This is a genomic window from Sutterella sp. AM11-39 (genome assembly GCF_003472385.1).
Classification (GTDB): domain Bacteria; phylum Pseudomonadota; class Gammaproteobacteria; order Burkholderiales; family Burkholderiaceae_F; genus Duodenibacillus; species Duodenibacillus intestinigallinarum.
This window is the reverse complement of the sequence record NZ_QRLV01000014.1, coordinates 22962-46548: the sequence shown is the minus strand read 5'-3', so window position 1 is coordinate 46548 and position 23587 is coordinate 22962. Positions and strand designations below refer to the sequence as shown.

The 23587-nt window shown below is 53.7% G+C and carries 21 protein-coding genes; 18 read left to right on the top strand and 3 right to left on the bottom strand.

The genetic code is table 11. The features are described from left to right. Positions 1-57: 57 nt before the first annotated feature. The 3 genes from DW133_RS09260 to gmk form a co-directional block, all read right to left on the bottom strand. Positions 58-2403: a bifunctional (p)ppGpp synthetase/guanosine-3',5'-bis(diphosphate) 3'-pyrophosphohydrolase gene (locus tag DW133_RS09260; RefSeq protein ID WP_118276373.1), complete on the bottom strand. Its 2346-nt coding sequence runs from the start codon at positions 2401-2403 to the stop codon at positions 58-60. Between the two features lie 126 nt (positions 2404-2529). Continuing rightward, positions 2530-2730 carry a DNA-directed RNA polymerase subunit omega gene (gene rpoZ, locus DW133_RS09255; protein WP_118276372.1) on the bottom strand — a complete coding sequence of 67 codons (201 nt, stop codon included), beginning with the start codon at positions 2728-2730 and terminating at the stop codon, positions 2530-2532. A gap of 43 nt (positions 2731-2773) precedes the next feature. Further along, entirely contained in the window at positions 2774-3424 is a 651-nt protein-coding gene (gene gmk / locus DW133_RS09250) for a guanylate kinase (protein ID WP_118276371.1), read from the bottom strand. 263 nt (positions 3425-3687) lie between these two features. Between gmk and DW133_RS09245 the strand changes: the two genes are divergently transcribed. From DW133_RS09245 to DW133_RS09165, 18 genes are all read left to right on the top strand, one after another. Beyond that, entirely contained in the window at positions 3688-5934 is a 2247-nt protein-coding gene (locus DW133_RS09245) for an arginine/lysine/ornithine decarboxylase (RefSeq protein ID WP_118276370.1), read from the top strand. A gap of 36 nt (positions 5935-5970) precedes the next feature. After that, on the top strand, positions 5971-6876 hold the full coding sequence (locus tag DW133_RS09240) for an aminomethyltransferase family protein (RefSeq protein WP_118276369.1): 906 nt from the start codon (positions 5971-5973) through the stop codon (positions 6874-6876). 14 nt (positions 6877-6890) lie between these two features. Further along, positions 6891-8285 (top strand): L-serine ammonia-lyase, encoded by a 1395-nt coding sequence (locus DW133_RS09235; protein WP_118276379.1) that lies wholly within the window; start codon positions 6891-6893, stop codon positions 8283-8285. Positions 8286-8324: 39 nt separating this feature from the next. Beyond that, on the top strand, positions 8325-9647 hold the full coding sequence (gene miaB / locus DW133_RS09230) for a tRNA (N6-isopentenyl adenosine(37)-C2)-methylthiotransferase MiaB (RefSeq protein ID WP_118276368.1): 1323 nt from the start codon (positions 8325-8327) through the stop codon (positions 9645-9647). A gap of 14 nt (positions 9648-9661) precedes the next feature. Further along, positions 9662-10693: a PhoH family protein gene (locus DW133_RS09225; protein WP_118276367.1), complete on the top strand. Its 1032-nt coding sequence runs from the start codon at positions 9662-9664 to the stop codon at positions 10691-10693. A gap of 160 nt (positions 10694-10853) precedes the next feature. Continuing rightward, positions 10854-10982, top strand: a complete 129-nt coding sequence (locus DW133_RS10265; protein WP_255415083.1) for a hypothetical protein — start codon at positions 10854-10856, stop codon at positions 10980-10982. Positions 10983-11162: 180 nt separating this feature from the next. After that, the gene (locus DW133_RS10260) at positions 11163-12023 is read left to right on the top strand and encodes a sulfatase-like hydrolase/transferase (RefSeq protein ID WP_118276366.1); all 861 of its coding nucleotides are present in this window, start codon (positions 11163-11165) and stop codon (positions 12021-12023) included. Continuing rightward, positions 11959-12615, top strand: coding sequence for a sulfatase-like hydrolase/transferase (locus DW133_RS10255; protein WP_118276365.1), 657 nt, complete (start codon positions 11959-11961; stop codon positions 12613-12615). The genes DW133_RS10260 and DW133_RS10255 overlap by 65 nt, the downstream gene beginning before the upstream one ends. 243 nt (positions 12616-12858) lie before the next feature. Beyond that, on the top strand, positions 12859-13323 hold the full coding sequence (gene ybeY, locus DW133_RS09210) for an rRNA maturation RNase YbeY (protein WP_118276364.1): 465 nt from the start codon (positions 12859-12861) through the stop codon (positions 13321-13323). Positions 13324-13568: 245 nt separating this feature from the next. After that, on the top strand, positions 13569-14468 hold the full coding sequence (gene glyQ, locus DW133_RS09205; protein ID WP_118276363.1) for a glycine--tRNA ligase subunit alpha: 900 nt from the start codon (positions 13569-13571) through the stop codon (positions 14466-14468). Between the two features lie 35 nt (positions 14469-14503). Further along, a complete protein-coding gene (glyS, locus tag DW133_RS09200) occupies positions 14504-16597 on the top strand; it encodes a glycine--tRNA ligase subunit beta (protein ID WP_118276362.1) in 2094 nt (697 codons plus the stop codon). Positions 16598-16735: 138 nt separating this feature from the next. Next, on the top strand, positions 16736-17476 hold the full coding sequence (locus tag DW133_RS09195) for a 1-acyl-sn-glycerol-3-phosphate acyltransferase (protein ID WP_233542169.1): 741 nt from the start codon (positions 16736-16738) through the stop codon (positions 17474-17476). 5 nt (positions 17477-17481) lie between these two features. Continuing rightward, a complete protein-coding gene (locus DW133_RS09190) occupies positions 17482-18231 on the top strand; it encodes a M48 family metallopeptidase (RefSeq protein WP_118276361.1) in 750 nt (249 codons plus the stop codon). A gap of 244 nt (positions 18232-18475) precedes the next feature. Beyond that, complete coding sequence (gene mraZ, locus DW133_RS09185) at positions 18476-18904, top strand: division/cell wall cluster transcriptional repressor MraZ (RefSeq protein WP_118276377.1); 429 nt, start codon at positions 18476-18478, stop codon at positions 18902-18904. Between the two features lie 19 nt (positions 18905-18923). Beyond that, entirely contained in the window at positions 18924-19925 is a 1002-nt protein-coding gene (gene rsmH / locus DW133_RS09180) for a 16S rRNA (cytosine(1402)-N(4))-methyltransferase RsmH (protein WP_369907958.1), read from the top strand. After that, complete coding sequence (locus tag DW133_RS09175; protein WP_118276360.1) at positions 19922-20263, top strand: cell division protein FtsL; 342 nt, start codon at positions 19922-19924, stop codon at positions 20261-20263. Before rsmH ends, DW133_RS09175 begins: the two co-directional genes overlap by 4 nt. Then, positions 20260-22071, top strand: a complete 1812-nt coding sequence (locus DW133_RS09170; protein WP_118276359.1) for a penicillin-binding protein 2 — start codon at positions 20260-20262, stop codon at positions 22069-22071. The genes DW133_RS09175 and DW133_RS09170 overlap by 4 nt, the downstream gene beginning before the upstream one ends. Next, on the top strand, positions 22064-23584 hold the full coding sequence (locus DW133_RS09165) for a UDP-N-acetylmuramoyl-L-alanyl-D-glutamate--2,6-diaminopimelate ligase (RefSeq protein ID WP_118276358.1): 1521 nt from the start codon (positions 22064-22066) through the stop codon (positions 23582-23584). The genes DW133_RS09170 and DW133_RS09165 overlap by 8 nt, the downstream gene beginning before the upstream one ends. Positions 23585-23587 lie beyond the last annotated feature (3 nt).

Below are 23587 nucleotides of genomic sequence, written 5' to 3'. Positions count from 1 at the left end.
GCTCTCCCCCCGAAAGTCCTCCGTTAGGGATCATTTGATCGGAAGTTCGGGCTACCTCTACCGATCCTCTGTCGGCAAGAAGATGCGTTTGTCGCCATCCAAGCGTCTAGCTACGCTCAACACAGTCGGGATCCGTTTGAGCGCTCGCATGATGTGCATCAAGTGCAATCGGCTTCGAACCTGAATCATCAGATTCAAAGATTCTTTACCTTCCTTGTTGGGTTCGACATTAACACCCACAATAGCTGATCCTGCAGAACTGAGTTCTGTGGCGACTGAAGCCAATGTTGCCCGATCATCGGTGATTTCCAGATCCAGCGGCACAAAGAAACGAGCCTCTTCGGCGTTTTCTGCTTGCCACGCCAACGGCATCCATCGTTGCGGGGCATTTTGCCGTCCGCGCGCAACGTGTTCGCAGTCAGCGCGATGTACGGAAAGCCCATGTCCTTTGCGCATGAAGCCCCAAATATTGTCGCCGGGTACGGGATGGCAACAGGTCGCTAACTGAACGGCCATACCTTCGGTGCCTCGGATGGTCACCGTGGTTTCACTTGCAGGATGTTCCGGTTTTTTTACCTGTAGCAGAGTCTTGATTTGACCGATGATGCCGGCTGCCGGCATGTGCCCCAGACCAATATCAATATAGAGTTGTTCGCGTGTTCCGATGGATGCATCACGAAGCACTTCACGCCAAATGGGTTCAGGAATAGCTTGAAGGTTGAGCTGTGCTTCCTGGGCAGCTTTGGCGAGCACTTTACGACCCAAAGCTTCCGATTCTTCAGGATTGCGCGTGCGTAGATACTGGCGGACTTCTGCACGAGCTTTACCGCTGCGCACAAAGCTGATCCATTGAGGATCGGGTTCTGCATCGGGCGCTGTGATGATCTCTACCATGTCGCCGTTTTTGAGCGGCGTTGACAACGGTTGCTGCTCTCCATTGATGCGACAACCGATTGCCTTGTTGCCGACATCGGTGTGAATCTGATAGGCAAAGTCAACAGGGCAAGAGCCTTGCGGCAAGCTCACGATCTTGCTTCTCGGAGTGAAGACATAGACGCGATCCGGGAAGAGGTCGATCTTGATGTTTTCAAGGAACTCACTGCTGTCAGCACTGGTACGTTGAATTTCCATCAGACTTTGCAGCCAGGATTTCACCATGTTCTGGATACCGCTGGTATCCATGCTGTCGTTGTAGATCCAGTGAGAAAGAATACCCATCTCGTCAATGCGGTGCATTTCTTCCGTACGAATCTGGTACTCAACAGGAGTGCCGTAGGGACCGATGACGGTGGTGTGAAGACTTCGGTAACCGTTTGCTTTCGGGATCGCAATGAAGTCTTTGAAGCGGTTGTGAACAGGTTTATAGAGCTGGTGTAAGGCGCACAAAGTGAGATAGCACTCTTCGCGCGTACGAACGATTACACGAAAGCCGTAGATGTCCAAAACATCGGAGAAGGAAGCATGCGTGTCACGCATGCGGTTGTATATACCGTAGATGGTCTTATCTCTTCCCTGGACTTGAGCCACAATGCCGCATTTGGGTAATGCTGAACGCGTTTCACGCAGGATGCGTTCTAGAACAGCCTTACGATTGCCGCGTGTGAGAATCACGTTTTCACGAAGAATTTCGTAACGACGCGGGTAGTGGTTGAAGAAGGACAACTCCTGCAGTTCGCGGAAAACGGTATTGAGCCCTAGACGGTGCGCAATCGGCACATAGATTTCCAGTGTTTCCTTGGCGATGCGGCGACGTTTGTCCGGGCGCATCACGCCGAGCGTGCGAAGGTTGTGCAGACGGTCGGCGAGCTTCACGAAGATCACGCGCACATCGCGGCTCATGGCGAGCAACATCTTGCGGAAGCTTTCAGCCTGCGCGATTTCGTTGGAAGAAAAACGCAACTTGTCAAGCTTGCTCACGCCGTCGACGAGTTCAGCTACTTCCACGCCAAAACGCTCCACCATTTCAATTTTGGCGACAGGCGTATCTTCGAGCACATCGTGCATGAGGCCGGCGCAAATGGTGGTGGAGTCAAGACGCCACTCAGCCAGAATGTTTGCCACAGCCAGAGGATGCGTGATGTACGGCTCGCCGGATTTGCGGAATTGCCCCAGATGCGCATCGTCGGCGTACATGAATGCTTGACGAACGCGTTCTACGTCTGCTTTAGAAAGAAACTGACTGCAACGGGCGAGCAGTTCGGAAGAGGTGACGACTTTAGTGACTTTCTCGACGGGAGAAAAGAGAGGGAGGTCAGCTTCCTGACCGACGATGTCATCGGCACGAGCGTCCAGATAAGCAGCATCGTAGTCGTCTTCGTTGGACTGGCCGACATGAGGATGTTGAGGTCGAATGATGCCGGGCAGAGTCGTTGCCGGGGCTGTTTGAGGGGCGGTAAACAGCATAGGACCTTTTCCGAAAAATGAGTAAAAATAAAAAAGCGCTGCCCAAATAGTTTTATAGGATAGGCAGCGCTTGGTTTCGCTTGCGGGCAACGCAACGGTTGTCCGTTGCCCGAGTGAAGCAAGAAATTAGGAAACGCGTTCAAGCATTTCGCGCGACACACTACCCTGCGCAATTTCGCGCAGAGCGATCACGGTGTTTTTGTCCTTGGCATCAACGCGCGGTGCGTGACCGTCGTTGAGCTGACGAGCGCGGTATGCGGCGCAGAGAACCATTTCAAAACGGTTCGGAATCTTCTTCATGCAATCTTCAACAGTAATGCGTGCCATTTTCTTTTTACAAAAGTAGGAAATCGTTGCTGCGGGGTAGAGATCAGACAGGGACGCCGAGCGAGATGAACTGTTCACGGTGGCGCGCGGCCTGATTTTCGAAATTCAGGCGCGAAGCTGTCACTACGGAGATCAGTTGCGACAAAGCAACGTCAAAGCTATCGTTAATTATAACGAACTCAAATTCAGGAGCGTGGGCAATTTCCGCTCCGGCCCCCATCAGACGGCGAGTGATGGTGGCTTCGCTGTCGGTGCCGCGTTTGTGCAGACGTGCTTCTAGAGCGTCAATGGAAGGCGGCAGAATGAAGATGCCCACAGTACCTTCAAATTGAGAACGTACCTGCCGGGCTCCCTGCCAGTCAATTTCCAGCAAAACGTCTTTACCCGCAGCCATTCGCTGCTCAATCCAAACGCGGCTTGTGCCGTAGTAGTTGCCATGCACAAGGGCGGACTCGAGAAATTCGCCGCGTGCTTTGCGCTCTTCAAACTCATTGACGGAAATAAAGTGATACTCGCGACCGTTAACTTCGCCTGGGCGCGGAGCACGCGTAGTGTGGGAAATCGACAGCTCAATCTCAGAGTCGCGCTCGAGGAGTGCTTTAACCAGTGAGCTTTTGCCGGCTCCGGAGGGGGCTGTAACCATAAAGAGACGACCGGCGTGAGAGGTATTTTTCTGAACGGGACTGTGAGACATAAACGCGGGATCCATGCTGTGAAATTCGGCAGAGTGGCTATCGATTGAGAGTTTTCTGAAAGTGGGCTTATTTTAGCCGTTGACGGGGCAAAGAGCGGATGCGCGTACAGGAGCTGTATTTAAGAACGAGAGCGTTGCCGATATACTTGCACTGCTTGCGAAATTTCCCATTTTTTCGCAAATGGCGCCTTATTTTTCATTAACAGTGATCTCTTGCCAAGACCAGATTTTGGCGGGAGGTTTCTTCCTTTGCGTTTCCAGCTATGAAATACCACTTCCCGATCGTCATCATTGACGAGGATTACCATTCGGAAAACGTTTCCGGTCTTGGCATTCGCGACCTTGCACAAGCCATCGAAGCGCAAGGGCAGGAGGTCAGTGCCGTTACGACTTTTTCTGACCTCTCGAGTCTTGCGCGTCAAGCGAGTCGCACGTCAGCTTTTATCGTGAGTCTTGATGACGATGATTTTTCCGATACCGGCGAAGAAAACGAAGCCATTGCGGAATTGCGCGCCTTTGTGCATCAAGTCAGAAGCTCGAATCCGGACGTGCCGATTTTCTTGTACGGTGAAACGAAGACGGCGCCTTCGATCCCAAACGATGTGTTGCGTGAACTGCACGGATTTATTCATATGTTCGAAGACACGCCTGAGTTTGTGGCGCGTTACATCGTTCGTGAAGCCCGTCAATATCTTGAAAGCTTGCCGCCGCCGTTTTTCCGTGCGTTGACGCACTATGCGGCTGATAGCTCCTATTCATGGCACTGCCCAGGGCATTCGGGGGGCGTGGCGTTTCTGAAGAGTCCTGTAGGTCAGATGTTCCACCAGTTCTTCGGTGAGAACATGCTTCGTGCTGACGTTTGCAACGCCGTGGAAGAACTGGGCCAACTGCTGGACCATACCGGCCCTGTGGCAAAGTCTGAACAGAATGCCGCTCGCATTTTCGGGTGTGACAATCTTTTCTTTGTGACCAACGGTACATCCACGTCAAATAAGATTGTCTGGAACTATACGGTGGCTCCGGGGGACATCGTGATTGTGGACCGTAACTGCCACAAGTCGATTCTTCACGCGATTACTCTGACGGGCGCTATTCCTGTGTTCCTGATGCCAACGCGCAACCATTACGGCATCATCGGCCCGATCCCGCGTTCCGAATTCGATTGGGAAACGATTCAGGAAAAGATTGCCAAGAATCCGCTGATCAAGAACAAGAATGCCAAGCCGCGCATTATGACGATCACGCAGTCGACGTACGACGGCATTGTCTATAACGATGAAGTGATCAAGGAAAAGCTCGACGGCAAGGTGGACATCCTTCATTTTGACGAGGCCTGGTTGCCGCATGCGGCATTTTCGCCTTTCTACAGCGACATGCACGCCATTGATCGCAACAAGCCGCGCACCAAGAAGAGCATGGTTTTTGCGACCCACTCGACGCACAAACTTTTGGCTGGTATTTCCCAGGCAAGTCAAATTTGTATTCAGGATTCTGAAACGGAAAAGCTGGATCGCTCGAGCTTTAACGAAGCGTTCATGATGCACACATCAACGTCGCCGCAGTACGCGATTATTGCGAGCTGCGACGTGGCAGCGGCCATGATGGAGGGACGTGCAGGAAAGGCTCTTGTTGAAGAGTCCATTGCCGAAGCCGTGTATTTCCGTCGAGCGATGCGAGAAGTCGGCAAAAACTACGACGACTGGTGGTTCACCGTTTGGGGACCGGAAAAGTTGCCGAGCGAGGGTTTCGGCACACAGAAAGACTGGATGTTGCACGCCAACGAAAGCTGGCATGGGTTCGGACCCGTGGCAGAAGGCTTCAACATGCTCGATCCCATCAAGGGCACGATCGTGACGCCGGGGTTGTCTGTGGAAGGGGACTTCTCCGAAACGGGTATTCCTGCAGCGGTTGTGACGAAGTACCTGGCAGAGCACGGCATCATTGTTGAAAAGACGGGGCTTTATTCGTTCTTCATCATGTTCACGATCGGCATCACGAAGGGCCGTTGGAACACGATGGTGACGGAACTGCAGCAGTTCAAGGATGCATACGACGCCAATTCGCCGCTGTACCGTGTGATGCCGCGGTTCCTCTCTGAGTTCCCGCACTATGAAGGTATGGGGTTGCGTGATCTCTGCCAGAGCGTGCACGAGGTATATCGCGATTATGACGTGGCACGTTTGACCACGCAGATGTACACCTCTGAAATGATCCCCGCAATGCGTCCGACCGATGCATATGCCAAGTTCGCACACGGCGAAATTGATCGTTTGCCAATTGACTCTTTGGAAGGGCGTATCTCTGCTGTGCTGTTGACTCCCTATCCGCCGGGAATCCCGCTCTTGGTGCCGGGCGAGCGCGTCAATTCCAAGATTGTTGAATATTTGCGCTTTGCGCGCGACTTCACGCGCCGCTTCCCTGGTTTTGAAAGCGACGTTCACGGTCTCGTAAAGGTCAAGCAGCCGGACGGCACGATTAAGTACATGCTCGACTGTGTGCGCGAAGACTGATTATTGAAAACCACTACTTAACGAAAAATAGAAAAAATGGCTTTGGATCTTGTGATCTTCAATGACACCCCTGTGACGATTCTCAAGGTGCAGGGAGCAGAAAAGTTTTTGGCTCGACTGCTGACGAGTGACGTCACGGAGCTTGCCGTGGGTGGAGTGGAACGTTCGGTGGCGATGAACGCCACCGGTGGTGTGTTGGGTACGCCCTGGGTAGCGCGCCGCGCAACTGACGCCTACGAAATCATTCTTGCTGGAGATGAGACCGATGCTCTCCAAGCTTGGATTCGTCAGGTGAGCGTTGCCTTTGAAGCCGATGTTGGCGTTGAATCGCTTGCAGGTTTCTACTTTGTCGGCAAGCTTCCGATTGATGGCATATCCCTCCAGCCGGGACATATAGTGGAGAGCCTCGGCATTCGTTTCATCGATATGGGATGGATGTGTCTGGCGATTGGTCCTGAAGCTAACATCAAGGCGTTGAGTGACAACCTCATCAAGGCCGGAGCAAAGAAAGGGGAACAGACCGGGTGGGATGCGTTGCGAATCTTTGCTCGCGAACCAGCTGCCGGACTCGAACTTGACGAAAGCTCTAGCCCGCTTGAAACCGGTCTTGAAGGTGCTCTGAATTTCGATGATCCGGATCGTATCTTTATCGGTCGAGCCCTGACGGAAGCTCGTTTTAAGGCCGGCAATTATGACCGTATGCAGTTGGTGGCCTTTGATGTGGCTTTCGATCCGGCGTTGCTTGTTGAAGTTCCTTACGTTGTACTCAACGGCACGCAATATCCCTGCACGTCTATCGCTCGTGTTCCTGAAGGTCCCTTCACGGTGGCGTTGGTGCGTCTGCCTCAGGAAGTGAAGATCGGTGATCGAGTGCCCGTGGATGTCAAAACGGATCCTCGTACGCATTGTGAAGCAGCATTGGTTGTGGACAAGCAGATCTAATCGAGATGAGCAATATGGCTGCCAGCGTTTTTGAAATGTTCAAGCTCGGAGTTGGTCCGAGCTCGAGTCATACCGTCGGACCGATGCGTGCCGCGCTCTTGTTTGTGCAGGAGCTCCAGAAAAGGGAACTTTTGACACAAACACAGCGCGTGGTTTGCGAATTGATGGGAAGTCTGGGGGCGACAGGCCGAGGTCACGCTACTGACAAGGCTGTGATCCTCGGGTGGGCAGGTAAGGCTCCGGCTACTGTCACCGGCAAAGAATCCGTTGAGATTCCTCGTGAGGCTGAAGAAGATCATGTGCTTAATCTTGCAGGAACCAAGAGCATTGCTTTTGATTCTGACCGAGACATGATTTTCTCGGCTGACAAGGTTTGTGCATTTCATACTAACGCGATGGATTTGGCGGCACTGGACGAACAAGGCAATTGCCTGCTGTGTCGCCGTTACTACTCCGTGGGCGGCGGTTTTATTGTGGCCGGAAGCGAACGCGATCCGGACGTACCCAATGAACCTGTAGCAGTTGCCAAGAGCAAAACTCAGCCGTTACCTTACGTATATCGCAACGGTACGGAACTTCTTGAACTGGCCATAAGAAACAATCTGTCGTTTGCCCAGATTGCACGTGTTAACGAACGCGTGCATCATACCGACGAAGAAATTGACAAGGAGCTTGATGCCGTTTGGGATGCGATGAACGATTGCATCAACCGAGGCTTGGAAACAGAAGGCCCGATGCCCGGACCATTTGCTGTCAAGCGTCGTGCCAAGCATCTGGCACAACGGTTGAAAAACGTCAACTCAGCTTCCGATCCCTTGAGTGTTCTGGATTGGATCAACGCTTGGGCTTTTGCTGTCGGAGAAGAAAACGCTTGCGGAGGACGCGTGGTAACGAGTCCCACCAACGGTGCTGCGGGTGTGATTCCAGCAGTGCTTCGCTATTACCGCACGTTTATCCCCGGAGCTAATCCTGAAGGCATTCGTGAGTTTTTGCTCACTGCTGGCGCCATTGGCCTTCTTTACAAGAGCAACGCCTCTATTTCAGGTGCCGAAGTGGGTTGCCAAGGTGAAGTAGGTGTTGCCTGCTCAATGGCTGCCGGAGCGTTAGCCGCAGTATTGGGTGCTAATCCGAGACAAGTGGAAAATGCCGCAGAAATTGGCATGGAACATTGTCTGGGTCTTACGTGTGACCCCGTAGCAGGCCAAGTGCAAATTCCCTGTATCGAACGCAATGCCGTAGCAGCAGTCAAGGCTGTTAATGCCGCTCGTTTAGCTCTTGCTGGGGACGGTAGTCATTTTGTAAGTCTCGATGCAGTCATGCAGACCATGTTTGAAACAGGCAAAGACATGCAATCAAAATACCGTGAAACAAGCCGTGGAGGCTTGGCGGTAAATATTGTTGAGTGTTAACTCAATATCCAATAATCCTTTAGCCACCGGACATAAACCGTGAACGCAAAAAAAATCTATCTTCGCAGCTTTGGCTGCCAAATGAACGACTATGACTCCGCTCGCATCATTGATCTGATGCGAGAACATGGGTATGAGCGTACCGCTCAACCTGAAGACGCAGACCTGTTGGTTGTTGTGACCTGTTCTATCCGAGAAAAAGTTCAGGAAAAGACCTTCTCGGATCTGGGCAGACTGAGAGAACTCAAAAAAGAAAAACCGTCCATGCGTATTGCCGTGGGTGGTTGTGTCGCCAGCCAAGAAGGCAAACGTATCCTTTCACGTTCGCCTTGGGTTGACGTGGTCTTTGGTCCCCAGACATTGCATCGTCTACCTGAACTTCTTTCTGAACGAGAACGCACGGGCAAACCCCAAGTAGATATCGAATTCCCTGAAATCGAAAAATTCGATTGCTTGCCGGCTCCGACAGCAAACGGAGCAACAGCCTTTGTCTCTGTGATGGAAGGCTGCAGCAAGTATTGCTCTTACTGCGTGGTGCCCTATACTCGCGGCGAAGAAATCAGCCGTCCCTTAATGGACGTGTTGGTGGAGTGTGCGCATTTGGCTAGCCAGGGCGTCAAAGAAATTACGCTTCTGGGGCAAAACGTCAATGCCTATTGCGGACGTGGTGCGGACGGTAATTCCGTGGATTTCGCGGCACTTCTGGAGTACGTGAGCGAAATTCCCGGTATTGAGCGCATTCGTTACACCACAAGTCATCCCAAGGAATTCTCGGATCGCTTGATCGAAGCTTACGGAAGGTTGCCTAAGCTGGCTAACCATGTGCATTTGCCAGTGCAAAGCGGTTCCGACCGAATTCTGAGCGCCATGAAGCGCGGGTATACGCATGAGTGGTACCTCGGACGAATAGCAAAATTGCGTGCCGTACGACCGGACATCAGTATCGCAACGGACTTCATCGTGGGCTTCCCGGGTGAAACGGAGGAAGACTTTAACGAGACGATGCGATTGATTAGTGAAGTCGGCTTTGACGCAAGCTTCTCATTTGTCTATTCCGCACGTCCTGGTACGCCTGCTGCATCTTATAAAGATGACACACCGCAAGACGTTAAGCTCAAGCATCTGCAACATCTCCAGTCCGTGATTGATGCGAAGGCGACTGAAATCTCGCAATCCATGATCGGCCGAGTTGAACGTTGCCTGGTGTTCGGCAAGGCCAAGAAAGGTGAAGGACTCTTGTCGGCTCGTACTGACAACAATCGTGTGGTGAACTTCAAGGGTGACGAGTCGCTTATCGGTCAGATGGCAAATATCCGTATCACTGAGGTCTATCCTCATACGTTGGGCGGCGAGTTGGCCTAAAAACAAAAGGAAACATGAAAAAAGATTTGAAGGATTTTGTCTATATCTTTGAGGCAACGGCTGGCGAGCTTGCCATGCTCGTCGGACCTCTTGACGAAAATCTTCGCCAGATCGAAACGGCGTTCGATGCCAAGATCTCTCGCCGAGGAAATAACTTCCGCATTGCCGGAGCGGAGGCGCCAAAAGCTTTTGCCGTTTTGCAGGCCTGCGCAGCCCGTGTTCATGCGGGTGAAGAGATTTCCGTAAACGACGTTCAGATGGCTGTACTCAGCGAACAGACTGGTTCCAGCATTGATGACGATGAAGCGTTCATGCTCAAAACTCGTCGAGCAGGTCTCCAGCCGCGCACTCCCAACCAGAAAAAGTACTTGCGGGCCATCATGCAGACCGATGTGGTCTTCGGGGTCGGACCTGCTGGCACCGGGAAAACATATCTGGCTGTCGCAGCTGCAGTGGACGCCTACGAGCGTGACGCGGTCGAGCGCATCATCCTCACACGTCCTGCTATTGAAGCAGGAGAGCGCCTTGGTTTCTTACCCGGCGATCTGGTGCAGAAAGTGGATCCGTATTTGCGCCCGCTTTATGACGCACTATTTGATCTCTTCGGGTTTGAAAAGACGCAACGGCTGATTGAAAAACAGATCATTGAGATTGCGCCGCTTGCCTTCATGCGCGGGCGTACGCTCAACAATGCTTTTGTGATTTTGGATGAAGCCCAAAACACAACGCCCGAGCAGATGAAGATGTTCCTCACGCGCATCGGCTTCGGAACGCGTGCTGTGATCACGGGGGATGCGACACAGGTGGACTTGCCTAAAGGAGTAAAAAGTGGTCTCGCACACGCCTGCAATGTGCTTGAAGACGTGCGAGGCATTTCCATCGTGCGCTTCACAACGGAAGACGTTGTTCGTCATCCGCTGGTTGGTGCGATTGTGAGGGCGTACGAGAAAGCTGAAAAAGCAGCGGAAGGTGCCGCTCAGGAACGTCGAGAAGCAGCTCGTCTTTCGAAGGATGAGAAATATGGCATTGAAGAAAATGACGCTTGAAATCGAGTTCGAGCGAACTGACGACACTTCAAAGCGTCTCCCTACCCGGGAGGGTATGACCTAGTGAGGTCTGGTTGCCCTTGCTGTTCTGGCGCATTCTGAATGCGATCCTTTGTACAGAAAGAAGGGCGATGTCTCAATGAGATGTAACGGATGAAAGATGTTCCAAGAACTTAATGAACTGCGGCAATCAGAATTAATTGATGGCTGGTTTGTGAAAAAAGAAATAGAACTAAAACAGTTCCAATTTCGCCAAGAGACCTTTTTTTGGGGGCGCTTGCATGGTTAAAGCTAGTGGATAAACGGGAAATCTTGTTTTTTATTTCTACAGCAGGGGCGCTGTAACATAATTTATTGAAAATTATTGTCGTAAATGAAATGAATAAAAATATTAGTGAGTGGTTGCCTCGTATTGTAATCGGGGGGGGGGTACCTAATTACAGTGTTCCTTTTGGCAAAATTTGGGCTCATGGGGTTAAACTCGCCTCATAAGTTTTTCAATATAGTACCTGTTTTTATTTTCCTTTGTTTTTTTATTCCAGAAAAAATTACTTTTTGGTGCGTTGTTTTTCCTCTTTCGGTGTTAATCTGCCTATTTTCACCTGTATCTTATGTTTATGGAAATATAGATTATCAAGTACTGATATCTATCATAGCTACAAATGTGGATGAGGCCTCAGAGTTTCTGCTACAGGTTCCAATAAAAGTCTATTTGAAGTCGGTCTTGGTTCCGGCTTTAGCATTGCTGTCTTATTTCGTCTCTAAGAAGATCGTGATAAGGCCATGGAATAAAAAAGCTTTAGTTTTTATTTCAGTAGGGGTTTTAACGGTTTGTGTTAAGCCGACAGATTTTTTTTATAATTTTTTCTCCGTATATAAAGAAACTAATAACAATTTGGATGAGTTGAAAAAGTACGTGAACTCATCGTCGTGGACTAATGTCGTTCTTGACGAAGGTGAAAAGGATTATGTAATAATTTTGGGGGAAAGTGCAAGAAAGGATTATTTCCATCTTTATGGATATCCTATTGCGAATACCCCTTTTTTAGATAAGGTTTCGGGAATTAGTGTGGTCGATGGTTTTACTTCTGGAGGCGTATATACGGTAGGTTCCTTGACTAACATGCTAACAGATGGCGAGAAAATAGCCTGGAAGCCTAGATACGATAGGAATTTAATTGATTTGGCAAATTCTGCAGGGATTAAAACATATTGGTTGTCCAATCAAGGATATATTGGTGTTTTCGATACTCCTGTAACAGCAATTGCAAATAGGGCTCAAGAAAAAATCTTCCTTTGCAAGCAAAAAAAATGCATCGAAAAATATTAGCGATTTATCTTTGTTGCCTGTTTTCCAAGAGAAGTTAAATAATAATGTTAAAGGGAAGAGACTGTTTGTTCTTCACACCATTGGTTCACATCCTGATGCGTGTCGAAGAGTGTTAGATTTAAAAAATTCATTCAAGTCTAGAGATTATTATTTTGAGTATGTTGCATGTTATATAAGTTCAATAAAGAAGGCGGATCTCTTCATTTCAAAAGTCTATGATGTGCTGAGCAGGCACAAGGTTAGTACTGGACGCGAGTTTTCCATAATTTATGTTAGCGATCATGGTCAAATGCATAGCGAGTCGGGAGGAAGGTTAAAGCTGCACAATAATGCTATTAGCAAGTTTCACTATGATGTACCGCTTGTGAAAATTGACTCGCAGGGGGAGGGGCGTTTATTTATTGAAAGCGAGAAGTCTGGGTTAAATTTCACAGCAGGAATTGCTTCGTGGTTGGGTATAGAGGCGGAAGGTCAGCTGGAAAAATATGATCTGTTTGATGGAGTTTCAGATCAATCAGATTTTGGATTGAAAAATCGTATAGAAAGGATTAATAGCGAACCAGATCCAGCGGTGGTTGTCCCTTTAAAATAGTAACATGCAATGTTGCTATTGTTTTAGGGCTGTTCTTGATGATTGCTTGGTTGGCTAAAAGAGACAAAGGGCTCTATCAAATTAATGCATGGCTATTTTATTGAATTATATCAAAAAATGTTCATTTAAAATGATGTAAATTATTAAATAATTTGTTAAGTGAAAGTCTATTCTGTAGTTAGACGATGGTTTTTTCTAATATGAAGAGACGAAGTGTGATATTGCTTTAATCTTTTGATAAAGATGAAAAAAATAAACAAAACATGTGAAATCGAATTCGAGCGAACGGACGATACGTCAAAACGCCTTCCTACAAGAGCTGACATGACGCAGTGGGTTCAAGCGGCGCTTTCTGTCTCGGCCCAGTTCTGTGTGCGCTTCGTAGGACAGGAAGAGGGGCTTGAACTCAACAAAGCCTATCGTGGCAAAGACTACGCAACGAATGTTCTCACCTTCGACTACCAACACGAACCGACAGCTGAAGCCGACATCGTGATCTGTACGCCGGTCTTGGAGCGCGAAGCAAAGGAACAGAACAAATCATTCCGATCTCACCTCGCTCATCTTCTCGTGCATTCAACCTTGCACGCACAAGGCTGGGATCACGAGACGGATGAAGAAGCCGAAGCTATGGAAGCCCGAGAACGAGAGATTATGAAGACGCTGGGGTTCCCTGATCCTTATTCGGACAGAGCCCGTGCTCACTGACAGTTCAGGGATTGAGGGAAGGGCTGATTGCAAGGAAGACTGGCAACATCAATGGTTGTCAAACACTTTCGATGTAGTAACGCAAAGCTAGTCTGATTGCCTTGAAACCAGGTTTCTACCAGGACTCCGCGATGGATGGTTGCTCAGCATCCTTTCCCCCAATCGACTAAAATCACCTAATTCTTTTGTCCAGACGCGTCTTCGCGCTCTCATGTCGAGACCGGGCGCTTCAACTTTTTAGAACCATGATTACCTTTCAGGAAGTGATCCTGCGTCTGCAGGAGTATTGGAACAAACAAGGCTGTGCCCTGTTGCAGCCGATTGACATCGAAGTCGGGGCTGGTACCTCGCACACGGCCACGTTCCTACGTGCCCTCGGTCCCGAACCGTGGCGCGCCGCCTATGTGCAGCCGTCCCGTCGCCCGAAGGACGCCCGCTACGGCGAAAACCCCAACCGCCTGCATCAGCACCATCAGTATCAGGTTGTGCTTAAGCCCTCTCCCGTCAACATTGTTGACCTGTATTTGGGAAGCCTTCGCGCGTTGGGTATCGACACTTCCGTCAACGACATTCGCTTCGTGGAAGACAACTGGGAAAACCCGACGCTCGGCGCCTGGGGGCTGGGCTGGGAAATCTGGATGAACGGCATGGAAGTCACGCAGTTCACGTACTTCCAGCAGGTGGGCGGCCTGGAATGCAAGCCGATTACAGGCGAAATCACCTATGGTCTGGAACGCCTCACGATGTACCTGCAAAACTGCGACAACGTGTTCGACCTGGTCTATACCAAGTGGAAGGACGGTCTCGGTCAGGAACACACGCTCACCTACGGCGACGTTTTCCACCAGAACGAAGTGGAACAGAGTAAGTACAACTTCGAAGCGAGCGATCCCGAAAAGCTCTTTAAGCAGTTCGACTACTTCGAGAGCGAAGCCAAGCGCCTGATGGAGCTTGAGCTGGCGCTTCCAGCCTACGAAATGGTTCTCAAGGCCGGTCACACGTTTAACCTTCTGGACGCACGCGGTGCCATTTCGGTGACCGAACGCGCCGCCTACATTGCCCGTATTCGTAACTTCAGTCGCGCCGTGGCGCAGAGCTACTACGACTCGCGCGAACGCCTGGGCTTCCCGATGCTCAAGGCATAAGTCCTTTAATAGTTTGTCGCGAGAGAAGATAAAAAATGAAGAGCTTATTTGTTGAACTGCAGACCGAAGAGCTCCCGCCGAAGGCTCTCAAAAAGTTGTCCGAAGCCTTTGCTGCCGGCGTACACAAGTCGCTTGCCGCGCAGTCGATGCTCACTGAAGCAAGTACGGTCAAGGCCTACGGCGCGCCCCGTCGCATGGGCGTTTTGATTACCGAAGTGCTCGAAAAGAGCCCGGACAAGGAATTTGAACAGCGTCTCGTGCCGGTGCGCGTGGGTCTGGACGCCGAAGGCAAGCCCACGGCCGCTCTGACAAAGAAGATGGCCGCCTTGGGCATCACGGCGGACGTCTCTGAACTCAAGCGCGTCAACGACGGCAAGAACGAACAGCTGGTATACACGGGCATTCGTGCCGGTGTGGCCGTCAAGGACGCCTTGCAGAAGGCCCTTGAAGACGCCGTCAAGGCTTTGCCGATCCCGAAGGTGATGAACTATCAGCTCGCCGATGGTGTGACGACGGTGCAGTTCGTGCGCCCCGTCAAGCATCTGGTGGCGCTCTATGGCGAAGATATCGTCGACGTTGAAATGTTCGGTCTTAAGGCCGGTCGCACCACGATGGGTCATCGCTTTGAAAGCGCGGGCGAAATCGACATCGCTTCGGCCGACACCTACGAAGAGACGATGCGCGAAAAGGGCCACGTGATGGCCGACTATGCCGCACGCCGCGAAATGCTCGTCAAACTGCTGCACGAAGCCGCAGAAAAAGCCGGCGGCACGCTCATCGCGCCCGAAGATCTGATTGATGAGGCCAATTCGCTCACCGAATGGCCGGTGGTTTACGTTTCCGAATTCGAAGAAAAATTCCTGGCTGTTCCGGAAGAATGCTTGATTCTGACGATGCAGACCAATCAGAAGTACTTCCCGATGCGTGACGCTCAGGGCAAGCTCATGAACCGCTTCTGTCTGGTTTCGCACATTCATGCGACCGACGGCGGCAAGGAAATCGTCGCCGGCAACGCTCGCGTGGTGCGCGCTCGTTTGGCTGATGCTGAATTCTTCTATAAGCAGGACTGCCAGACGACGCTCGAAAGCCGCGTTCCCGGTTTGTCTCACGTCGTGTACCACAACAAGCTCGGCAGCCAGGGCGAACGCATGCTGCGCGTCAAGGCCATTGCGCGCGCCGTGGCCGAAAAGATCGGTGCTGACCCCGTCAAGGCCGAACGCGCCGCAGAACTTGCCAAGGCTGACCTTCGCACTCTGATGGTGGGCGAATTCCCCGAACTGCAGGGCATCATGGGCGAATACTATGCCCGTCACGACGGCGAAGCCGAAGAAGTGGCGCAGGCTGTTTCTCAGCACTATCTGCCGCGCTTTGCGGGCGACGTGCTCCCCGATGGCCCCGTGGCCACGGCACTGGCCATTGCCGACAAGCTTGAAACCCTGGCCGGCATGTTCGGCATCGGTCAGATGCCCACCGGCGACAAGGATCCGTTCGCGCTGCGCCGTCACGCTTTGGGCGTGTTGCGCATGCTGATCGAAAAGAACCTCACGGTGAAGCTCGACGAACTTGTGGCGATCGCTTTTGCGGTAGAAACGAAGGTCGAGGGTGTGACGGACGCTTCCGAAGCTCTGACGCACTTCTTCTTTGATCGCTTGCGCGTGATGATGCGCGAAGCCGGCTATACGGCTCAGGAAGTCGATGCGGTGCTTGCCAAGCACGACACCGATCTGGCTCAGACGCCCAAGAAGCTTGCCGCCGTGCACAAGTTCATGCAGCTTCCGGAATCCGCAAGTCTTGCCGCCGCCAACAAGCGCATCGCCAACATCCTCAAGAAGTCGGCCGATGTCCAAACCGGTGAGGTGGATAAGGAACTGTTGGTTGAAGAGGCTGAAAAGCGTCTGCACGATGTTTTGGGCGATCATGAACCCATCGCCAAGCTCTTCTACGAGAAGGGCGAATACGAAGGCATGCTCGCAACGCTCACGCCGTTGAAGGACCCCGTCGACGCCTTCTTTGCCGACGTGATGGTCAACAGCGAAGACGAAAAGCTGCGTCTCAACCGCTTGGCACTCCTAAAGCGCCTCTATTCGCTCATGAACCGAGTGGCCGAACTCTCGCGTCTGGCCATCTGACGAGGCTCTGAGTCCTAGAGCGAACAAAACCGGCAGAGAGCCTTCTTTGCGGAAGGTGCTGCCGGTTTTGTCATCAAGGCGCCCGGTAACGTCACCACTCATTTGAAGCAAAAAACGAAGAAAACGGAAATAAACGCTATGCATACGCTTCGCGGCTGGATTTTTTATCTTTGGTTTTCCATCACGCTGATTCCGGCGGCCACGACCGTGTTGCTGCTGTGGCCCTTTGCGAGCGCAGAATTTCGCTACAACAAAGTGGCCTTGGTGTGGTGCCGCCTGATGGTCAATTCGCTGCGTGCGATCTGTGGTGTTCAATACCGTGTCATCGGTTTGGAAAACCTTCCCAAGTCGTCAGAAGTGCCCGTGGTGGTTCTGAGCAAACACCAGTCGGCCTGGGAAACGCTCTTTTTACCGTTGATCCTCGGCAATCCGGCGGGCTTTGTGTACAAAAAGAGCCTGCACATGATTCCGTTTTTCGGCTGGGCCTTAAAGAGCATGCGCATGATCGCCATTGACCGCAAGGAAGGTCGCAGTGCTTATCAGCTCTTTTTGGAGCGCGGCCGCGCTTTCGTCAAACGCGGCTGGTGGGTGCTTCTTTTTCCTGAGGGCACTCGCACCAAGCCCGGCGACAAAAACACGGTCTACAAAACGGGCGGCGCGCGCTTTGCCATTTCAGTGGGCGCCTCCGTGGTTCCCATTGCGCTCAATTCCGGCCGCTGCTGGCCGCGTAACAGTGTGGCCAAACATCCGGGACTGATTACCGTGAGCGTCGGTCCCGTCATCGCGACTGAAGGCAAGACCGCGCACGAACTCAACGAAGAAGTGCGCAACTGGATTGAAGCCGAAATTGAGCGCTTTGAGTCTGAATCCGGCAAGTAATCGAAATGCTGCCGTCCGACCGACTTGAGCGCCGCGCAGAATTGCTGGAACTTGCGCGCCGCAGCTGTTGGGACAATGTGGTGCGCGGGCGCTTCAAGTACCTGCGCGTATCGGTGCGTGAGGGCCGCGTGCGCGTTTCTTGTCCGACGCGCGTAGGCCAGAGTGAACTTACTCGCTTTATCGAAGCCAATCTCGAGAAAGTCGCGACCTGGATGCATCTGCAAAAAATCATGCTCGAAAACCGTCGCAAGGCAAACCCCATGAGCGCGCTGCTTTGCGACGGAGGGCGCGTTGCCTATGAAGGAAACGTGCTCACCTTGCGATGTGATCCCAACATTGACCGCACGCGAATTTCTGAAGATGCCAAGGAACTTTGCGTCAAGCTTGCAGCAACTGCAAGACGCGAGGACGTTTCAGCCATTGTGCAGAAGTGGCTCAAGGAGCGCTTTGCGGAGCGCATGGCCGAGCGCGTTTCCTTCTGGGTGAACAAAACCGGCCTGCAGCCCAAGAAGGTGTCGGCGAGCAACGCTAAGACGCTTTGGGGGAGTTGCTCGCGAAACGGATCGGTTCGACTTTCCTGGCGCTTGATCTGTCTGCCGCCCGCTGTTTTTGACTACATCATCGTGCACGAGCTTGTTCACCTGCGGCATTTTGATCACTCCAAAGCCTTTTGGGAGGAAGTGAACGCCATATACCCGGAGACCCCGTCCGTCCGGCGGTATTTGAAAAACGTGCGCGCGGCCGATCTTTTCTGATGTGCGCGGACTTTCAAAGGTGAAAAACAAAAGCGAAAACAAGGCTTTGACGAGATTTTGAGCGACGAAGAAACCTCGAAAACGGCGCCGTTGTGGTAGAGTGTTGGTGTAAAAGAGTGGGAAAAAGTGGGGATTTTTCTCGCTATCGGCCGCGGGGTTCTTCAAGTGCTTGATTCTCTTGAAGTTTTGCCCGAAGCGGCTTCGTCACGCACGATTTTCGTGCGTTTTTGTACAGGTTTGTGCCGTGTTTCAGGGGACTTCATTATTGTCGCTCGATGCCAAGGGTCGCATGACGATGCCGAGTCGTCACCGCGAGGCTTTGGCGTTGTCGTGCGCGCTTGAAGTGACCGTCACGCGCCACCCCGACGGGTGCCTGTTGATTTATCCCCGCAACCGCTGGGAAAAGAAGCGTGAAGCCATTGCCGCGCTTCCCTACAGCGCACGCTTTTTGCAGCGCATCGTGCTCGGCAGCGCCGTTGATCTCACGGTTGACAAGGCAGGCCGCGTGCTGATTCCTGCCGACCTGCGTACTCTCGCAGGTCTCGAAAAAGAAGTGGCCCTTGTCGGCATGGGCGAACACTTCGAGCTCTGGGACGCCAAGCGTCTTGCCAAGCTCGAAGAAGAGGCTGCGGCAGCCGGTTTTGAAGCCGCCGCCGGCGACTTTCAGTTTTAACGCTTGAGGGTAGGCAAACATGATCGAAATGACCGATTCTCAAGCGCTTCACCGTACCGTACTCCTGACTGAAGCGGCCGACGAAGTCAGCCGCGCGCACAACGGCATTTTCATTGACGCCACCTTTGGCCGCGGCGGGCACAGCCGCGCCGTTCTCTCGCGCATCGCCCCGGATGCGCGCCTCATTGCCTTTGACCGCGACCCGGAAGCGATCCGGGCGGCCGCTGCGATCGACGATCCCCGTTTTTCGATCGTGCACGCGCCTTTTTCCGAAATGAAGGAAAAACTTGCGGAACTTGGCGTCACGCAAGTCAAAGGCATTCTCATGGACATTGGCGTCTCGAGTCCCCAAATCGACGAAGCTGACCGCGGTTTTTCATTTCGCATGGACGGGCCGCTCGATATGCGCATGGATACGACCTGCGGATTGACGGCCGCGCGGTGGCTTGCGCAGGCGTCTGAGCCAGATATCGCTCGCGTCTTGCGCGACTACGGCGAAGAGCGCTTTGCCGCAAAAATCGCGCGCGCCATTTGCCGTACGCGTGAAGAAACTCCGATCGAGCGCACGGCGCAATTGGCCGAGCTGATAGCCCGCACGGTTCCGAAAAACAAGAACGATTCGGCGCAGCATCCTGCCACACGCAGTTTTCAGGCGATCCGCATCCAGGTCAACGGCGAACTTGACGAACTCAAGCGTGCGTTGTCAGCTGCCGGCAGCCTGCTGGCGCCCGATGGCGTCCTGGCGGTCATCAGTTTTCATTCGCTTGAAGACCGCATCGTCAAGCGATTCTTGGATGCCGGTGCGCACCCGGACAAGGCCGTCGACTCCCGTATCGCTTTGCCGGCGGACGCCTTTGCGCCGGCGCTTTGGACCGATTTGCGCCGCATCAAGCCCTCAGTCGAAGAGTGCGAAGTCAATCCGCGCGCCCGCAGCGCTGTTTTGCGTACGGCGCAGCGCACTGAGGCCCTCTGGAGCGAGCCCGCAGCGGACGCCGACAAACGCAAGGGAGGGCGCCGATGACTCGCTCGCACACCTTGGCGTTTATTTCGGAGCGTTTCCTTTTTGTGGTGGCGCTCGTTTCGGCGATCGTTTTGATTCTGAGCGCGGGTGCTTTGGTGACGACGCAGTACCGGGTGCGTTTGCTTTTCGTGGAAATCGAGCGCGCCAACGATATGGCCAGAAAACTGGCCGATGACTCAAGCCAATTGGCGCTTGACCTTTCGAAGGCCGCGCTGCCCGCAGCCGTCTCGCGTCGCGCCGGTGAAATGGGCTTTATTGCCGCTGACGTCACCAACACGGTCTTGTTTGAAGTCGAGCCGCAGGTGCTGCTCAAGGAACACATGGAGGTGCGCAAATGACGCCTTCTGCATTCTTTGAGCGCATTCGTTCGGCCGTTCTCGCTTTCTGGCGCGAAGATACGTCGCCCAAGAAGCGCCGCACCGACAGCGGCGAAGAGGCGTTGTTGAGCGCTGAAATTTCCGCCACGCGCAGCAAGGTTGTTTTCTGCCTCTTTTTTGTCGGCTTGGTGGCAGTGCTGGGCAAAGCCTTTTGGCTGCAGTGCGGCATCTCGACGGACTTTCTGCAAAAGCAGGGTGAGGCACGCTATGCCCGCACGCTTCCCGTGCCCGCACAGCGAGGTCAGATTTTCGATCGTAACGGCGTGGTTCTGGCTTCCACCATTCCGGCGCGCAGCGTCTGGGCCGAGCCCGGAGAAGCGCTGAGGCTGACGGACGCTCAGTTCGACCAGCTGGGAGCTCTTCTGGATGAGTCCGGCGCCGCCATTCGCGAGCGTTTGCAAGCCCGCAAGAACAAGAGCTTTGTTTACATTGACCGTCAGATTGAAGTCGAGAAGGGTGAGGCGGTACGTGCGTTGCAATTGCCCGGCATTCACGTCAACAACGAAGTGCGCCGCAATTACCCCGACGGTCCGATTTCGGCGCATGTCGTGGGCTTTACCGACTCGGACAACAACGGCCGAGAGGGGGTGGAGCTTGCCAACAACGAAATCCTTTCCGGCAAGCAGGGCTCTCGTCGCGTCATTCGCGACCGACTCGGCCGTATTGTTGAAGACGTTTGGGTGAAGGAGGGTGAAGTCGGTACCGACGTGGTGCTCTCGATCGATTCGCGTCTGCAGTTCATCGCGCATAAGGCGCTTCAGAACGCCGTCGAACGCCATCAGGCCAAGGCCGGCGCCGTTGTTGTGGTGGACGTGCGTACCGGCGAAATTCTTGCAATGAGCAACTGGCCGACGTACGACCCCAACTCCCGCCGTTTCGTGCGCATGGAAAACATCCGCAACCGCGTGCTCACCGATACGTTCGAGCCCGGTTCCACCATGAAGCCCTTTGCGATTGCCAAGGCGCTGGATCTCGGTATCGTGCGTCCGGACACGTTGGTGCAAACGGCTCCCGGAAAACTCACGATTGGCGACAGAACGATCGGCGACACGCACGATTTCGGCATGATCACGGTAAGCCAGGTCGTCTCCAAGTCGTCCAACATCGGCACTTCCAAGATCGCGCTGGAAATGCAGCCGCAGACGCTCTGGCAGATGTACAACGACCTGGGGTTCGGTACGCCTCCGCAAACGGGCTTTCCCGGCGCCACGGGCGGTCGGCTGCGACCCGCCAAAAGCTGGCGCCCGATTGAGCAGGCTACCATCAGCTACGGTCACGGCATTTCCGTTTCGCTCATGCAGCTTGTACGCGCCTACACGGCGCTTGCCCGCAATGGCGACGTCATCGATTTGACCTTCCGCCGCACGAGCAAGGAAGCGGTGGGCAAGCAGATCTTCCGACCGGAAGTTGCTCGCCAGATGCGCGCCATGATGGCCGAAACCGTGCAGGCCGGCACCGCCCGCCGCGTCAACGTGCAGGGTTATACGGTGGCGGGTAAAACCGGTACGGCCAACAAGATTGAAAACGGTCAGTACGTCGACAAGTATGTGGCCAGTTTCGTGGGCATGGCTCCCGCCGGACAGCCGCGTCTGATCGTAGCGGTGATGATTGACGAACCCACGCGCGGCAGTTACTACGGCGGCGCTGTTGCCGCGCCCGTCTTTAACGAAGTCACGGCGGGCGCCCTTCGCTTGATCGGCGTGCATCCCGATGCGGCAGGTTTCGGTGCCGCTCCCGGCATTTTGGTAAGAGGCCAGAGAAATGACTGAGTGTGTATCGGCGCCTTCTTGCGCGCAGTGGCTTCACTACACAGCGGGCGATGAGGCTCGCCTTTGTCTGGACTCGAGAAAACTTGAGCCGGGCGACGTGTTTGTGGCAATCAGGGGCGCCAAGGCCGACGGCTTGAGTTTTGCTCCGGTGGCGGCCGCCCGCCGCGCAAGCTGTATCGTGTGTGAAAAGCGTGATGATGTTCAGCAAAAGTGCGCGGGGCTTCCCTACGCCGAAGTGCCCGATCTGCATGCAAAGCTCGGGCCTATTGCGTCGCTTTACTACGGTGAGCCCTCAAAGACCATGCACGGCATCGCGATCACGGGCACCAACGGCAAGACGAGCACGAGCCACTGGGTGGCGGCGCTCCTTTCGCGTCTGGGCATGAGCACGGCGGCGATCGGTACGGTCGGCACATTTCTCGACGGCAAACAGATCGAGGAAGCAGGGCTTACGACGCCCGATGCGGCAACACTCCAACTGACCTTTAAAAAGCTCAAGAGCGCTCAAGCAAAAGCTTTTGCGCTCGAAGCAAGTTCCATCGGTCTCGTGCGTCATCGCCTTGACGGCACGGCCATTGAAACGGCCGTTTTTACCAATCTGACGCGCGACCATCTGGACTACCACAAGACTACGCAGGCCTATGAAGCGGCCAAAGCGGTGCTCTTCGACTGGCCGGGACTGAAAACCGCGGTGATCAACGCCGACGATGCGGCCGGTCGCCGTTTCATCGTCCGGACGCTTGAGCGCGGCGTGCGCACGATCGCAACGAGCCTCTACGAAGATTGCGTTGTGGACGGATGCGAAATGCTTACCGCTGCACGCATCACGCACGACGAAAGTGGCATGCGCTTTACGCTGTGCTGGCAAGGGAAGTGCCATGAAGTTGCCACCAAGGTGTTCGGTCGCTTTAACGTGAGCAATTTCTTGAGCGCAGCGGGGGCCGCGCTGAGCCTCGGCTTTGACGTGGAAGCGATCTGTCGCGCGCTCGAAACGCTGCACGCGCCTGTCGGAAGACTGCAGAGCGTCACACGGCCGCAGGCGCCGCTTGCCGTTGTGGACTACGCCCACACGCCCGATGCGCTCGAAAAGGTTCTTTGCGCGTTGCGCGAGACGGCTGAAAGCCGCGGCGGCAAATTGATCTGCGTCTTTGGCGCCGGAGGTGATCGCGACGCGGGCAAACGCCCCATCATGGGCGAGACGGCTTCAAAACTCGCCGACGCTTGCGTCATCACGAGCGACAACCCCCGAACGGAAGATCCCGCCGCCATTGCGCGGGCGATCGAAGCCGGGGTGCCGGCGGATCGCAAGCACACCGTGCGTATGGAACTTGATCGCCGCACGGCTATTGTGCAGAGCATTTGCCAGGCGCAATCCCGGGACGTCGTCCTGATTGCCGGTAAGGGACACGAGGATTATCAAGAAGTCGCCGGCGTGCGGCATCCTTTCGACGATTTGGAAACGGCGCGCGAAGCCTTTAACGAGCGGCACGCGCGTCTGGCACAGAAGAACTGAAGA

Coding starts and splice junctions, on each gene's coding strand:
- glyQ (WP_118276363.1), top strand. CDS start 13,569: ATGATTACCTTTCAGGAAGTGATCCTGCGTCTGCAGGAGTATTGGAAC.
- DW133_RS09165 (WP_118276358.1), top strand. CDS start 22,064: ATGACTGAGTGTGTATCGGCGCCTTCTTGCGCGCAGTGGCTTCACTAC.
- DW133_RS09195 (WP_233542169.1), top strand. CDS start 16,736: ATGCATACGCTTCGCGGCTGGATTTTTTATCTTTGGTTTTCCATCACG.
- DW133_RS09260 (WP_118276373.1), bottom strand. CDS start 2,403: ATGCTGTTTACCGCCCCTCAAACAGCCCCGGCAACGACTCTGCCCGGC.
- glyS (WP_118276362.1), top strand. CDS start 14,504: ATGAAGAGCTTATTTGTTGAACTGCAGACCGAAGAGCTCCCGCCGAAG.
- DW133_RS09190 (WP_118276361.1), top strand. CDS start 17,482: ATGCTGCCGTCCGACCGACTTGAGCGCCGCGCAGAATTGCTGGAACTT.
- gmk (WP_118276371.1), bottom strand. CDS start 3,424: ATGTCTCACAGTCCCGTTCAGAAAAATACCTCTCACGCCGGTCGTCTC.
- DW133_RS09175 (WP_118276360.1), top strand. CDS start 19,922: ATGACTCGCTCGCACACCTTGGCGTTTATTTCGGAGCGTTTCCTTTTT.
- DW133_RS10265 (WP_255415083.1), top strand. CDS start 10,854: ATGTTCCAAGAACTTAATGAACTGCGGCAATCAGAATTAATTGATGGC.
- DW133_RS09240 (WP_118276369.1), top strand. CDS start 5,971: ATGGCTTTGGATCTTGTGATCTTCAATGACACCCCTGTGACGATTCTC.
- ybeY (WP_118276364.1), top strand. CDS start 12,859: ATGAAAAAAATAAACAAAACATGTGAAATCGAATTCGAGCGAACGGAC.
- DW133_RS09235 (WP_118276379.1), top strand. CDS start 6,891: ATGGCTGCCAGCGTTTTTGAAATGTTCAAGCTCGGAGTTGGTCCGAGC.
- DW133_RS09170 (WP_118276359.1), top strand. CDS start 20,260: ATGACGCCTTCTGCATTCTTTGAGCGCATTCGTTCGGCCGTTCTCGCT.
- rsmH (WP_369907958.1), top strand. CDS start 18,924: ATGATCGAAATGACCGATTCTCAAGCGCTTCACCGTACCGTACTCCTG.
- DW133_RS10260 (WP_118276366.1), top strand. CDS start 11,163: ATGGGGTTAAACTCGCCTCATAAGTTTTTCAATATAGTACCTGTTTTT.
- rpoZ (WP_118276372.1), bottom strand. CDS start 2,730: ATGGCACGCATTACTGTTGAAGATTGCATGAAGAAGATTCCGAACCGT.
- DW133_RS09245 (WP_118276370.1), top strand. CDS start 3,688: ATGAAATACCACTTCCCGATCGTCATCATTGACGAGGATTACCATTCG.
- DW133_RS09225 (WP_118276367.1), top strand. CDS start 9,662: ATGAAAAAAGATTTGAAGGATTTTGTCTATATCTTTGAGGCAACGGCT.